This is a genomic window from Saccharopolyspora phatthalungensis (genome assembly GCF_014203395.1).
GTDB lineage: Bacteria > Actinomycetota > Actinomycetes > Mycobacteriales > Pseudonocardiaceae > Saccharopolyspora > Saccharopolyspora phatthalungensis.
The window spans coordinates 3,107,993-3,121,937 of sequence record NZ_JACHIW010000001.1 but is presented as its reverse complement, the minus strand read 5'-3'; the positions used below and the strand labels follow the sequence as shown (position 1 = coordinate 3,121,937).

Annotated in this window: 12 protein-coding genes; 2 read left to right on the top strand and 10 right to left on the bottom strand. The window is 68.9% G+C overall.

Annotation, left to right across the window (positions count from 1 at the left end; translation table 11 throughout):
• Positions 1–48 precede the first annotated feature (48 nt).
• The 8 genes from BJ970_RS14400 to BJ970_RS14365 all read right to left on the bottom strand — a co-directional run bounded on the left by BJ970_RS14400 (position 49) and on the right by BJ970_RS14365 (position 9,880).
• Positions 49–1,080, bottom strand: a complete 1,032-nt coding sequence (locus tag BJ970_RS14400) for a methionine synthase (protein WP_184726733.1) — start codon at positions 1,078–1,080, stop codon at positions 49–51.
• A gap of 58 nt (positions 1,081–1,138) precedes the next feature.
• Entirely contained in the window at positions 1,139–2,671 is a 1,533-nt protein-coding gene (locus BJ970_RS14395) for a fatty acyl-CoA synthetase (protein ID WP_184726732.1), read from the bottom strand.
• Between the two features lie 216 nt (positions 2,672–2,887).
• On the bottom strand, positions 2,888–3,976 hold the full coding sequence (gene mnmA / locus BJ970_RS14390; RefSeq protein ID WP_184726731.1) for a tRNA 2-thiouridine(34) synthase MnmA: 1,089 nt from the start codon (positions 3,974–3,976) through the stop codon (positions 2,888–2,890).
• A 3-nt stretch (positions 3,977–3,979) separates the two neighbouring features.
• On the bottom strand, positions 3,980–5,215 hold the full coding sequence (locus BJ970_RS14385) for a cysteine desulfurase family protein (protein ID WP_184726730.1): 1,236 nt from the start codon (positions 5,213–5,215) through the stop codon (positions 3,980–3,982).
• Between the two features lie 63 nt (positions 5,216–5,278).
• On the bottom strand, positions 5,279–6,643 hold the full coding sequence (locus tag BJ970_RS14380) for an MFS transporter (protein WP_184726729.1): 1,365 nt from the start codon (positions 6,641–6,643) through the stop codon (positions 5,279–5,281).
• Between the two features lie 127 nt (positions 6,644–6,770).
• The gene (locus BJ970_RS14375; RefSeq protein WP_184726728.1) at positions 6,771–7,616 is read right to left on the bottom strand and encodes a lysophospholipid acyltransferase family protein; all 846 of its coding nucleotides are present in this window, start codon (positions 7,614–7,616) and stop codon (positions 6,771–6,773) included.
• The gene (locus BJ970_RS14370) at positions 7,613–8,377 is read right to left on the bottom strand and encodes a GNAT family N-acetyltransferase (RefSeq protein ID WP_184726727.1); all 765 of its coding nucleotides are present in this window, start codon (positions 8,375–8,377) and stop codon (positions 7,613–7,615) included. Before BJ970_RS14370 ends, BJ970_RS14375 begins: the two co-directional genes overlap by 4 nt.
• Positions 8,378–8,659: 282 nt before the next feature.
• Entirely contained in the window at positions 8,660–9,880 is a 1,221-nt protein-coding gene (locus tag BJ970_RS14365; RefSeq protein ID WP_184726726.1) for a glycosyltransferase, read from the bottom strand.
• Between the two features lie 574 nt (positions 9,881–10,454).
• On the opposite strand from BJ970_RS14365, the gene rnhA reads away from it, so the two are divergent.
• Complete coding sequence (gene rnhA, locus BJ970_RS14360; RefSeq protein WP_184726725.1) at positions 10,455–10,913, top strand: ribonuclease HI; 459 nt, start codon at positions 10,455–10,457, stop codon at positions 10,911–10,913.
• A gap of 54 nt (positions 10,914–10,967) precedes the next feature.
• Here the strand turns inward: rnhA and BJ970_RS14355 are convergent, their stop codons facing one another.
• On the bottom strand, positions 10,968–11,927 hold the full coding sequence (locus BJ970_RS14355) for an electron transfer flavoprotein subunit alpha/FixB family protein (protein ID WP_184726724.1): 960 nt from the start codon (positions 11,925–11,927) through the stop codon (positions 10,968–10,970).
• Between the two features lie 34 nt (positions 11,928–11,961).
• Positions 11,962–12,744 (bottom strand): electron transfer flavoprotein subunit beta/FixA family protein, encoded by a 783-nt coding sequence (locus BJ970_RS14350; RefSeq protein WP_184726723.1) that lies wholly within the window; start codon positions 12,742–12,744, stop codon positions 11,962–11,964.
• A gap of 289 nt (positions 12,745–13,033) precedes the next feature.
• Here BJ970_RS14350 and BJ970_RS14345 point away from each other — a divergent pair, with 289 nt between their 5' ends.
• Entirely contained in the window at positions 13,034–13,879 is an 846-nt protein-coding gene (locus BJ970_RS14345) for a DegV family protein (protein WP_184726722.1), read from the top strand.
• Positions 13,880–13,945: the final 66 nt, after the last annotated feature.

Below are 13,945 nucleotides of genomic sequence, written 5' to 3'. Positions count from 1 at the left end.
CGATCTTCCTCACGGTAGCCGATCGATCACGGCGCGGAGGCCGGTTCGCTACCGGTCGGCTTCGTCGGCGAAGAGGTTGGCGAGGTCTCGGGTGAGGCTGATCGCGCGACGGGACCAAGCCGGGGTCGCCCGCGCGAGGCCGCAGGTCGGGGTGGGCACGCTGCGTTCGGCCAGCGCCCGGCGGGCGAAGCCGAGTCGGGACGCCAGATCGTAGGCCGGCCGGGCAAGGTGGCGCGGGCCGGTTTCGCCTGCCGGTTCGGTGCTGGGGACTAGGCCGAGGAACAACGACGTGCCCTCTTCCCATGCCTCACCGAGCTCGTCTGCGAACGAACCGGACACGTTGCCGAGCCGGGTGGCGTCCAACGCGATCGCCCCGGCGCCCGCGCGGCGCAGCAACGCGACCGGCGGGCGGGCGGCGCAGCAGTGCACCACGACCGGCGAGCCGGTCGCGGCCGTTAGCCTCTCGATCACCTCGGACAGCAGCCGCTGCGCGTCCGGTTCCGGCACTGCGGGCACCTTGCCGTAGCCCGAGGGCGTGGGCAGCGAACCGGCCAGCACGGCGGGCAGCGAGGGTTCGTCGAGCTGCACGACGACTCGTGAGCCGCTGCGGGCGGCGACCTGTTCGGCGTGCGCGATCAGACCTTCGGTCAGCGATTCGGTGAAGTCCCGCAGGGCGCCCTGGTCGGTCAGCACCCGGTGGCCGCGATGCAGTTCGATCCCGGCCGACAGCGTCCACGGGCCGGCCGCCTGCACCTTCACCGCTCGCGGCGCGCCGGCTTCGGCGATCGCCTGCTCCACGGCGTCCAAGTCCCAGCGAAGCAGGTCGACGGCGCGCCGGTGATCGTGGCCGGGCCGGGAGGCGACCCGATAGCCGGAAGGCACCACTTCGACGGCGAGGGCCACCAGCAGTCCGGCGGTGCGGCCCAGGACGTCGGCGCCAACGCCGCGACCCGGCAACTCGGGGAAGGGCATCAGGCCGGGCAGTTCGCCGACGACCGTGCGCGCGGCTTCCACCGGATCGGTGCCGGGCATCGACCCGATCGCCGTTGCCATGCCGGGGCCCCAAGCTACGTCACTCACCCCGCCATTATCGACGGTCCGCCAAGCCCCGACCGACCGGGCGAGGCCACTCCCGGCGCTACTCGGCGAACTGGGCCCGCAAGACACGCTTCAGGAGCTTGCCGGAGCTGTTGCGCGGCAGCTCGTCAACGAACCGGATCTCCTTTGGCACCTTGAAACCGGCCAGGCTCAGGCGCGCGTGTTCGAGCAGCTCCGCCTCGGTCGCCTCGGACCTCACCACCACGACCGCCGTAATGCGCTCGATCCACTTGGGATCGGGTACCGCGATAACCGCCACCTCGGCCACCGCCGGGTGGGTGTAGAGGGCGTCCTCCACTTCGCGGGAGGCGACCAACACGCCACCGGTGTTGATCACGTCTTTGATGCGGTCGACGACGAAGAAATAGCCCTCCTCGTCGCGCCGCACCAGGTCGCCGGAGTGGAACCAGCCACCGCGGAACGCCTCGGCGCTCTCCTGCGGCTTGTTCCAGTACCCGGTGCACAGCTGCGGCGACCGGTAGACGATCTCGCCCGGTTCTCCCGGCGCGACCTCCGCGCCCCGCTCGTCGACGACCTTTGCCTCCACGAACAACACCGGCCGCCCGGCGGAATCCGGTCGTTCGTCGTGTTCCTCCGGGCGCAGCACCGTCGCAAGTGGAGCGATCTCGGATTGCCCGAAGCAGTTGTAGAACCCGAGCTCCGGCAACCGCTCGCGTAGCCGCCGCAGCACCGGTCCGGGCATGATCGAGGCGCCGTAGTAGGCCTTGCGCAAGGTTTTCAGGTCGCGGCTGGCGAAGTCGGCGTGATTGGCCAGCGCCACCCAAACCGTCGGTGCGGCGAAGAACGAACCGATCCGCTCGCTTTCGATCCGGCGCAGGATGTCGGTCGGGTCGGGCGCCTCCACCAACCGGTTGGTGGCACCGATCATCACGCACGGCATGAGGAACACGTGCATCTGCGCCGAGTGGTAGAGCGGCATCACGTGCAACGGCAGATCGTCCTCGCGGAAATCCAGTGCGACCACGCAGGACACGTACTCGTGCAACAGGGCTCGGTGCGTCATCATCGCGCCCTTGGGCTGGGATGTGGTGCCCGAGGTGTAGAGCAGCTGGACCAGCGCATCGTCCGGGACTACGACGTCCAGCTCCGGCAGCGGTCCGTCGATGCACTGCGCCAGCAGCGAATCCGCGCTGTCACGCAACGGGATCATCCGCTCGACCGATGTGCCGGCGCGGACTTCGGCCAGCTCGTCGGCCAACTCCGGGTCCACCAGCGCGATGCTGCTGCCGGACTGTTCCAGCAGATAGGCCAATTCGCCCGAAGTCAGGTTGTCATTGATCGGCACGTGCACCAAGCCGGCTCGGGCGCAGGCGAGGAATCCGATCAGGTAAGCATCGGAGTTCTTGCCATACGCCGCGATCCGGTCGCCTTGGCGCGCACCGGCGGCGAGCAGCGCCCCGGCGGCACGAGTGACCGCGTCATCCAGCTCGGCATAGGTCCAAACCCGCTCCTGGCCGGCATGGTCGACGAATCGCAGCGCCTCGCGGTCCGGGACTCGCGCGGCGCTGCGCCGCAACACGTCGGCGACTGTGCTGGCACGAAGATCGAGCATGAGCGCTCCCATTCCGCCGTGTGATGCCAGACACTAACGACCAAACGCACTACGCACTAGGCCGTCAACGGGATGTCCGGCAGGTGCGCCGTCCGGTAACGCGTCAACGTCGCACTGGGCGAAAATCCCGCTTACGGGCCGGTGTCCGTGCGACCAGACGTTCCGCCTTCGCCGAAGACCGAGCGCAGGCACAGCAAGCGCCAGCGTCGACGCGTCTTAACGAGTGGCGGAGATGATGCCGCTGCCGAGGACGAGGTCGCCCGCGGAATCCGGGCGGTACAAAACGATCGCCTGGCCCGGGGCCACGCCGCGTAGCGGCTGGCGGAGCTGGACGCGGATGCCGTGCTCGTCGGCCACTGCGACCGCCTCGGCGGTGCCGCCGTGGGCGCGGACCTGGATCACGCACTCCGTCGGGCCGTCCAACGGTCGTTCGGACGGCCAGATCGGCCGCTTCGCTTCGATCTCGGTGACCGACAGCCGATCCGCCGAACCCACCTGTACGGTCCCCGACACCGGCTCCAGCGAAAGCACGTAACGCGGCCGACCATCCTCGGCCGGGGCGTCGATGCCAAGACCCTTGCGCTGCCCCACGGTGAACCCGTGCACGCCGGTATGCTCACCGAGCACCGCACCGGTTTCGGCGTCGACCAGCTTGCCCGGCTTCTGCCCGAGCTTGGTCTCCAGGAACTTTTTGGTGTCGCCGTCGGGGATGAAGCAGATGTCGTGGCTGTCCGGCTTCTTGGCCACCGCCAGGTCCCGTTCGGCGGCTTCCACCCGCACCTCGGACTTCAGCGAGTCGCCGAGCGGGAACATCGAATGGCGCAGCTGCTCGGCGGTCAGCGAGGCCAGCACGTAGGACTGGTCCTTGCCCCCGTCCCGGCTGCGCCGCAGCACCGGCACACCGTCCACGATGGACAGCCGGGCGTAGTGGCCGGTGCAGACCGCGTCGAAGCCCAGCGCCATCGCCTTGTCCAGCAACGCCTCGAACTTGATCTTCTCGTTGCAGGTCAGGCACGGGTTCGGGGTGCGGCCCGCGGCGTACTCGCCGACGAAGGTCTCGATGACCTCCTCGGTGAACCGCTCCGCGAAGTCCCACACGTAAAACGGGATGCCCAGCAGATCGGCGGCACGGCGCGCGTCCCGGGAGTCCTCGATGGTGCAGCAACCGCGAGCACCGGTGCGCAGCGTGCCCGGCTTCGCCGACAGCGCCAAGTGCACCCCGACTACGTCGTGACCGGCCGCGACCGCTCGGGCGGCGGCTACGGCGGAATCCACCCCACCGCTCATGGCTGCCAGTACTCGCACGCCTCACACCTCCGTGGCGGCAGTCGTCGACTCCGCCGAAGATCGGCGCAACCCGGCCAGGCCGGCGCTACGCGCTCGTTGCACCACCGGCCCGATGGCTTCGGTGAGTGCTTGTACATCGGCCGCGGTCGAGGTGTGCCCCAGCGAGAAGCGCAGCGAGCCGCGTGCCGCCTTCGGGTCCGCCCCCATCGCCAGCAGCACGTGGCTGGGCTCCGAGACGCCGGCTGTGCAGGCGGAGCCGGTGGAGCACTCGATCCCCTTGGCGTCCAGCAACATCAGCAGGCTGTCGCCTTCGCAGCCGGGGAAGGTGAAGTGCGCGTTGCCGGGCAACCGCGACGGCCCATCGCCGACGACGTCGTGCCCCGGATCGCCGTTGAGCACCGCGTCCGGCACGACGGCGCGAACACCAGTGATCAGCTCGTCGCGCAGCTTCGCCAATTGCGGCGCATGCGATTCACGCGCGTCGACCGCTTCGCGCACCGCCGCCGCCAGACCCAGCACACCGGGGGTGTCCAGGGTTCCGGATCGCACCTCGCGTTCCTGGCCGCCGCCGTGCAGCACCGGGGTGCACTTGACGTCTCGCGACAGCAGCAGCACGCCGACCCCGTACGGACCACCGACCTTGTGCCCCGTCATGGTCAGCGCCGCGACCCCGGAGGCCGCGAAGTCCACCGGCAGCGTCTCCACGGCCTGCACCGCGTCGGTGTGCAGCGGCACCCCGTACCGGTCGGCGATCGACGCCAGCTCCGAGATCGCGTTGACGGTGCCGACCTCGTTGTTGGCCCACATGACAGTGGCCACCGCCACGTCGTCCGGTCGCTCGGCGAGCGCCGTCTCGAACACCTCCGGGCGCACCCGGCCATGCGAGTCGGCCGCCAGCCAGGTCACCTCGGCGCCCTCGTGCTCGGCCAACCATTCGACGGCGTCCAGCACCGCGTGGTGCTCGACGGTCGAGACCAAGATGCGGCGTCGTGCCGGGTCAGCGGTCCGGCGCGCCCAGAAGATGCCCTTGACCGCAAGGTTGTCGCTCTCCGTGCCGCCCGCGGTGAACAAGATCTCCGATGGCCGCGCGCCCAACGCGTCGGCGATGTCCTCCCGCGACTCCTCCACCGCACGGCGTGCCCGGCGACCCGAGGTATGCAGGGACGAGGCGTTGCCGATCCGGGTCAACGCCTCGCTCATCGCTGCGACCGCCCCTGGCCGCATCGGTGTCGTGGCAGCGTGGTCGAGGTAAGTCATCGCGCCATCCAGGGTAATGCAGGCGAACCGGCGCCCACCCCGCGGTCCGGCGGAAGGCGCAGGTCAGGACGTTTGACGGCGGCCCGAGCGGACGAGCAGCCAAGCCGCCAGCGCGGCGCCCACCATCAGCGCCACGTCGAGCGACACGACTCCCCTGGTCGGCGCGGTGGAGGTGGCCAGCGCGCCGACCACGACACCGCCGAGCCCGACAAGCGCGGCCTGGCCCAGCATGTCGGAGATCTGCAGCGCCGCCGAGTTGAACCCGCGCTCGCTCGGCGCCGACAGCGCGAGCACCCGCACCGAGGTGCTGGCCACCCCGATGCCCATCCCGCCGCCGGCGACGAACCAGAACGCGACCACCAGCCAGTGCGGCCCCCACTCGGGCAGGGTCAGCGCCAGCCCGGCCATCCCGACCCCGACCAGCAGGAACCCGGCCGCGACCAGGTACTCCCGGCGAACGTCACGCTGCCTGCTCTGCCACAGGGCACCGGCGGTCCACCCCAGCGATCCAACGGTCAGCGGCACGCCCGCGGTCGTAGGTGAATAGTGGTGCACCACCGACAGCATCAGCGGCACGAACGCCTGCGCGGTGAAGAACAGCCCGGCGAGTAACCCGCGCGAGAGCACCATCACCGGAAGCCCGGGCCGCGCGAGAAGAGTGCCATCGGGCAGAAGCAACCGGATCGAGGGTGCCAGCACCACGAACCCGGCCAGCCCCAGGAACAGCGACAACAGCGAGGGGTTTTGCGCGGCGAAGTTCAAGATCACCACGCCACCGGCGGCCCCGACCGCCGCGAGCGGCAGCCCGCGCCGCTGCCTCAAAGGCTCTTCCGAGCGTGCGCCGAAGCGCCGCACCGCTGGGATCAGCATGGCCGTGCCGATGCACACCAGCGGCGCCAAACCGAGAAACACCCAGCGCCAGCTCACGTGCTCGGTGAGGAAACCCGCGATCACCGGCCCCACCAACGCCGGTACCACCCAGGCCGAGGAGATCGCCCCGAATGTCGCCGGCCGGTGCTCTTCGGGGTAAACCCGGGCGATCATCACATACAACGCGACGATGAGGACCCCGCCGCCCAAGCCTTGCAACGCACGTGCGGCGAGCAAGACCAAGACGTTGGGCGCGGCGGCGGCAACGACCAGTCCGAGCGCGAACGTCGGCAGCGCGAGGAGCAACGCAAGCGCGGGTCCATGCCGATCCGACTGCCGCCCGCCAATCACCGTGCCGATCGCGCTGGCCGCAAGGAAGACGGTGAACGGCCAGGCATACCAGCGCTGCGCATGGAGTTCGGCGACGATCGTGGGTAACGCGGTACCCAGCCCCATGGCCTCGAAGGCGACGAGGGTGATGACCAGAATCAGTCCGGCGGTGAAGGTGCGACGTTGGGGATTCCACAGAGCGTTCTGGGATTTCTCAACAGTGGCCACCCGACAAGCGTGCAACCTTGACCCCGGTCGAGGTCCAGCCATTTTCGGTTACCCGCCAACGCAGGTGCCCCCGACCACTCCAGCGGTTCATTGCTTTGGCTGGTCAGGTGCCCTGCATGCGGGGTGATCAAGCGGCGATGCCGGGCGCGGCTCGCTGTTGCGGCAAGCTCTCGTGCCCCAGCACAGAACCTGTGGTCGCCGAGATCGCGTGCTGGGCTCGCCTGGCCAACTCCCGGCGGTCGGTGCCCACCAGTTCCGGCAACACCACCAACTCCACGACCAGATCCCGCATCCGGGCCACCGCGAGAACCGAATCGACGAGCGTGGCATCCCCCAGGAAGGCCGCCGCCGTGGTGGGCAGGCCGGCCGCGGTCCGGAACCGCAACGCGACCGGCTGCATCCGCGCGCCCGCATCGATGGCGGCCTGGAAAACCGCGGGCCGGAATCGCCCGGAAGCCCGCCCACACCAGGTCGTCCCTTCCGGGAAGGCACCGATCACGGCCCCGGCGCGCAACTCCTCGGCGATCGTTCGCACCGCATCCGGCAGCACCGAGAGCCGATCGCGCTCGATGTACACGGTGCCGACCCGCCCGGCGAGCGCGCCCAGCACGGGCCAGGACCGGACCTCGACCTTGGCCAGCATCCGCATCGGGCAAAGCGCCTGCAGCGCGACGATGTCCAGCCAGGACACGTGGTTGCTGACCACCAAGGCACCACCCGGCGGGATCCGTTCCCCTAGCAGGAGGCCGATTCCCAAGGCGCGCAACAGCATCCGGAACCACACCGCCAGCGCCCGGTCCCGCCAGGCGGTCCGCAACGGCGACAGCGCCAGGACGAGAACGCAGCCGACCAGCAGCAGCCCAGCGGTCCGGCCCAACCGCAGCACCACCCGGGGCAGCCCGACTTCCGCCCGCTTGTCGCGCGGCGGAAGGCATTCCGGCCCGCACGGCGATGCGGGTATCCATTGAGTCATGCCGACTCGCCCAGGAAGAACCGCATATAGCGCTGATCGGCGCGCTTGAGATCCAGGAGCACGAAGAAGTCGGCCACCCCGAAATCCGGATCGTGCGCCGGGCGGCCGCACACCTGAGCGCCCAGGCGCAGGTATCCCTTGAGCAACGGCGGCATCGCCGCACGACCCGCGGACTCTACTGGCGCCCACGGCCGGTATGGGTGCACCCGGTGCTCCTCCGGTGCGTAGTGCTTCGCCGAAACCGTGTTCCACACGTGCGCCGCTTGCACTCCCCCGTCATCCAGCGGCACAGATGCGCAACCCGCGAGCATGGTGTGGCCGTGCAACAGCATGTACCGCGCGATCCCGGTCCACACCAGGCTGACCACGGCGCCGTTACGGTGGTCCCGGTGCACGCACGACCGCCCGGTCTCCACGAGCGCCGGGCGCAACGAGTCGAGCGCCGACAGGTCGAATTCGGTTTCCGAATAAAGCATTCCGGCGGCCTTCGCCCGCTCTGGCGGCAGCATCCGGTAGGTCCCGACCACCGCGCCGGTGCGGTCGTCCCGGACGATCAGGTGGTCGCAGTACTCGTCGAAGCAATCCCGGTCGACACCGAATTCCCGACCGGTGACCGTGGCCCCCATCTCCTCGGCGAACACCTGGTATCGCAGGCGCTGCGCGGCGTGTACTTCATCGGAGTCTTTGGCGACCAGCAGCGAGTAGTGGACGTCGGCCGCCGCACTCGGTGCGGCGCTGGCCAGCAGCTGCGTCTCGGACATGCCGCAGGTGTATCGCCGCGCGGCGAACACCCAACACACCAGCCGATGACACGGAGCGGGAACTTTCGGTGAATCCCAGGTGCGGCACCGGACAATTACGCCGAATGGCCGGAAAGCCGCGCCGCTGCCCGACGGTGCCCCCGACTGCGATTCGCAGGCACAACACCGTGGGAGCACGGGCTTTGAAACCCCTGTTCACATTGTTACTCACTCAGCAGAGACAACGCCGCGAATGCCTTGCTTGCCGGGACACCAGCATTCGCAAGCGCTGCCTCGATGAGGTCACTGGTTGATCAGGGCGATCGTTCGCTCGATGACCGAATGCGGGCTGGGTTGAGTGGCCATTTCCTCGCTCACTTCGCGTGCCGCCGTGCGGAACGCGGGTTCGGTGAGCAGCCGTTCGGCCATCGCCCGCACCGTGGCGACATCCGCGGTGGCCGGGTCGTGGGAGAGCCCCACACCCCGGTCGACCACCCGCTGTGCGGACATCGGGTTGTCGGCGAAAGCGGGCAGGACCAGTTGCGGAACGGCGTAGTGCAGTGGCGCGGCGGTGGTGCCGGAACCGCCGTGGTGGACCATCAGCGACGCGGTCGGCAGGAAGGCCGACAGCGGCAGGAAGCCAACTGAATGCACGTTGGCCGGAAGCGGACCCAGGTCGGCAAGGTCCGTCTTGCCGGCCGCCAGGATCACCTCCACGTCCATCCCGCCGAGCGCCTCGATCACCACCGACAGGTTGCTGGTGCCGGTCATGATCGGCACCACGGTGCCGAGCGTGACACCGACGCGCGGCCGCTCTGGCCGCCGCAACGCCCACTCGGGCACCACAGCGCCGCCGTTGAACGGCACGAACCGCATGGGCCACCAGGGGATGCCGTCCTGCGGATCCGGCTCGTCCGCGGCCAGCCCGCCCATGCTGGGCGCCCGCGGGTCGATCCGCGCGAACACCCGCGGCGGACCATCCGGAATGTCCAACTTGGCCCGCAACGCGAGGGTGATTTCGTCGTCGCCGTAGAACTCGGTTTTGGCGCGGAAATCAGCATCCCGCGACGACCAGGAAATCCGGTTGCCGACCTCCAGCACCGGCAGCCCGAGCGCAGCGGCGACTAATCGGCCGGCGACGTGGTCGGTGGTGTGGACGACGAGGTCAGGGCCGAACGCACGACCCGCGTCGATGGTGCCTTCGGTCATGGTCAGGGTGAACAGCCCGAACGGATTGCCCGCCTGCGATGCCTTCTGGTACTCCTCGGAGAGCCCCTTGGCGGCGGCGAGCCGCTCCAGAACGGGCGATTCCCCGTCCGAACCGATCCCCCGCAGCAACTCCGCCCACACGTCGTGTTGCGGGAACACGTCCACCATGGGAAGCCCGGCCCGCGCGCCGACATCGGTCATCTCGGCGGTGGTGGCGACCAGGACTTCGTGCCCGGCAGCCCGAGCCGCCCAGACCAACGGGACGATGGGCAACATCAGCCCATAACCGGGCGCAGCGGTAAAGAGGATTCGCACGTCAGCCGAGCATGCCAGGCCCCAACAACGCACGCATCCAATTTTCGATCACGCGAGCAAGGGAACCTTCCTGTCACAACAAGCGGCGCGAGACGCAAGCAAGGGAACCTTCCTGCCACGAGTAGCGGCGCCAGACGCAAGCAAGGGAACCTTCCTGCCACGAGTAGCGGCGCCAGACGCAAGCAAGGGAACCTTCCTGCCACGAGTAGCGGCGCCAGACGCAAGCAAGGGAACCTTCCTGCCACGAGTAGCGGCGCCAGACGCAAGCAAGGGAACCTTCCTGCCACGAGTAGCGGCGCCAGACGCAAGCAAGGGAACCTTCCTGCCACGAGTAGCGGCGCCAGACGCAAGCAAGGGAACCTTCCTGCCACGAGTAGCGGTCCAGCGCCCACGCCCGCGCCTGCGCGGTCGACGAGGAGACGCAAGCAAGGGAACCTTCCTGCCACGAGTAGCGGCGCCAGACGCAAGCAAGGGAACCTTCCTGCCACGAGTAGCGGCGCGAGACGCAAGCAAGGGAACCTTCCTGCCACCGCTGCGGGATCGGCGCGATCCGCCGACGACTAGATTCCGGGGTATGCAGCGAACGACCGAGCGCGTCGACCTCTACACCGACGGCGCATGCAGCGGGAACCCCGGCCCCGGCGGCTGGGGCGTCGTACTGCGCTACGGCAACCACGAGCGCGAGCTCTACGGCAAGGACGCCGCGACGACGAACAACAAGATGGAACTCCTGGCGGTCATCGAGGGTCTGGCCGCGTTGACCCGACCGGTGCCGCTCGTGTGCATTTACACCGACAGCACCTACGTGCTCAAGGGCATCACCCAGTGGATGCACGGCTGGAAGCGCAACGGCTGGTTGACGTCGGCCAAGCAGCCGGTCAAGAACGCCGAGCTGTGGCAGCGCCTGGACGCGGAGTGCATGCGCCACGGCGACGTGCAGTGGGAATGGGTGAAAGGGCACAACGGCCACCCGGAGAACGAGCGCGCCGACCGGCTCGCTTGCCGAGGCCGGGACGAAGCCCGAGCGGGCTGAAGCGCAAAAGGCGGGCCGCACCTGGGTGCGACCCGCCTTCCGCTCGGCCCGGGCTCAGCCCTTGCGCTTGGTGATCTCCTCGGTGAGTTGCGGGGCGATCTTGAACAGGTCGCCGACGACGCCGAAGTCGGCGATCTCGAAGATCGGGGCCTCCGGGTCCTTGTTCACCGCGACGATCGTCTTGGACGTCTGCATGCCCGCACGGTGCTGGATCGCCCCCGAGATGCCCAGGGCGATGTAGAGCTGCGGGGAGACGGTCTTGCCGGTCTGGCCGACCTGGAACTGATGCGGGTAGTAACCGGAGTCCACCGCGGCACGCGAGGCACCCACCGCCGCGCCCAGCGAGTCGGCCAGCTTCTCCACCACCTCGAAGCTCTCCGCTGAGCCGACCCCGCGGCCACCGGAGACCACCACGGAGGCCTCCGTGAGCTCGGGGCGGTCCCCGGCCTCAGCTGGCTGACGACCCGTGATCTTGGCGGTCCGGGCCGCATCCACCGCCGGAACCTCCACGGACTCCACCGCCGCCGCGCCCGCGGCCTGCTCCGGCTCGATCGACCCCGGCAGCACCGTGATCACCGGCGTCCCCGTGGTGACCTTCGCCGTCGCGTCGTAGGCACCACCGAACAACGAGTGGCTCGCCACGCCCTCCGCGTCGAGGTCCACGACCTCCGACAACAACCCGGAGCCCAGCCGGATCGCCAGCCGCCCCGCGATCTCTTTGCCGTCGATCGAGGCCGGGACCAGCACCGCCGCCGGCGACGCGCTGCCCACCAGGCTCGCCAGCACATCCACCTGCGGGGTCACCAAAAACTGGCCGGCCTCCGCGGACTCGGCCGCATACACCTTCGCCGCGCCATAGGCGCCCAGCGACTCGGCCAGCTTGCCCGCCGTACCCGGCTCACCCACGACGACCGCCGAGGGCTCACCCAACCGGCGCGCCACGGTCAACAACTCGAACGTGACCTTCTTGACCTCGCCGTCCACGTGATCGACGAGGACCAGAACCTCAGCCATGAACAACTCCTCCTCGCAAAACCGTGAACAGCACTCAGAGCAGCTTCTCGCCGGCCAGGAACTCGGCGACGGCCACGCCACCCTCACCCTCGTCGGTGACCTTCACACCACCGGACTTCGGCGGCTTCGGCGCCGAGGCCACCACCTGCGAACCGGCGTTCGCCAGGCCGACCTCGGCCGCGTCGATCCCCGCATCGGCCAGGCTCAGCACGCTAACGGGCTTCTTCTTCGCGGCCATGATGCCCTTAAACGACGGGTACCGCGGCTCGTTGATCTTCTCTGTCACCGACACCACGGCCGGCAGGGCCGCTTCCACATTCCAGATCCCCGCGTCGGTCTCCCGCTCGATCTTCACGGTGGAGCCATCAATCTCCACCTTGCGGGCGAAGGTCAGCTGCGGCCAGCCCAGCGCCTCGGCCACCATCGCCGGCACCGCACCCGTGCGGCCATCGGTCGCCTCGTTGCCGGCGATCACCAAATCCACACCCTCCACGGTGCCGATCACCTTCGCCAACGCACGAGCCGTCGACGGCGCATCCGTACCGTGCAACGCCTCATCCGAGAGGTGTACCGCCTTGTCCGCACCCATCGACAACGCCTTGCGGATCGCATCCGTAGCGCGCTGCGGGCCCATGCACACGACGGTCACCTCACCGCCCTGAGCCTCCTTGATCAACAGCGCTTCTTCCACCGCACGCTCGTTGATCTCATCCAGCACTGCATCCGCCGACTCACGATCCAACGTGTGATCCGCAGCAGACAGCTTCCGCTCGGAATACGTGTCGGGCACCTGCTTGACCAGGACGACGATGTTCATGGGCCCTCTTCGACCTCCTGCGGACAGACGACGCTCGCTGGCCCTCCAGCGGCTTTGCTTGCGGACCCGGCGCTATACGGTCCGGGTAGGTCGACCTTGCCATGCCCCTGTTTGAAAAGCACAGTGATGCCAACCACCTCGGTATGTTACTAGCCAGTAGTACCGGGACAAACCGGGGCACACACGTGACAGTACTCACCTTCGGCGCCCCGGTCCTCGCGCTCTGCGACGACAACGCATTCAGCGGGGCGTATATGAAGAATATTTACCAATTAGTAGCCTTGGGCGCATGAGGCAACGCGTCGCCATCGTGACGGACTCGACGGCTTCCATCCCGCTCGACGTCGCCGAACAGCTGGGCATCTCCGTCGTCCAGCTGGAGCTGAGGGTCGGCGACGAGTACAACGACGAGCGCCGGGTGCCGCACCCCCGACTGGCCCAGGCGATGCGCGACGGCGTCGCGGTATCGACCGGCGAGCCACCGCCGCCGGCCTTTTTCTGGAACTACACCGACGCCGCGGCCAGCGGGGTCGAGGCGATCATCTCGATCCACATCTCGGAGGGCCTGTCCCGCACCTGTGAATCCGCCCGCATCGCGGCCGCCGAGGTCGGCATCCCGGTCTATGTGGTCGACTCCCGATTAGTCGGGCTGGGCCTCGGCTTCCCGGTGATGGCCGCGGCCGAGGCCGCCGTCACCGGTGCGACCGCGCAGGGCGTGATGAACGTGCTGGACCGGCGCCTGCGCAGCACGACGCAGTTGCTCTACGTGGACACCCTGGAGTACCTGCACCGCACCGGCCGGGTCGGGCGCGCCCAGGCGTGGCTCGGACAGGCGCTGTCGATCAAACCGGTACTGATCCTCAAAGAAGGCATCATCGACCAGCTGGCGAAAGGCGTCGGGCCGGACCGGGCGCTCAAGAAGGCGGTCGCGAACGTGGTTCAGCGAGTCGGCGGCGCACCTGTCGACATCGGCGTCGAGCACTTCCAGTTCGGGGATCGCGCCCAGCGCGTGCTGGACGACTTGCGCTCCCAACTACCCCAGATCCGCCGCGTCACCCTCGAAGAGACGAGCGCGATCCTGGGCGCCCATGCCGGACCCGGCGCCCTGGGCGTGACCGTCTCCCCCGTCACCTAGACGCGGCGGCACTCCGCTCCTCAAGCAATGGCGCCCAGCAATTGCCGAAGTGGCGCTTTTCTTGCT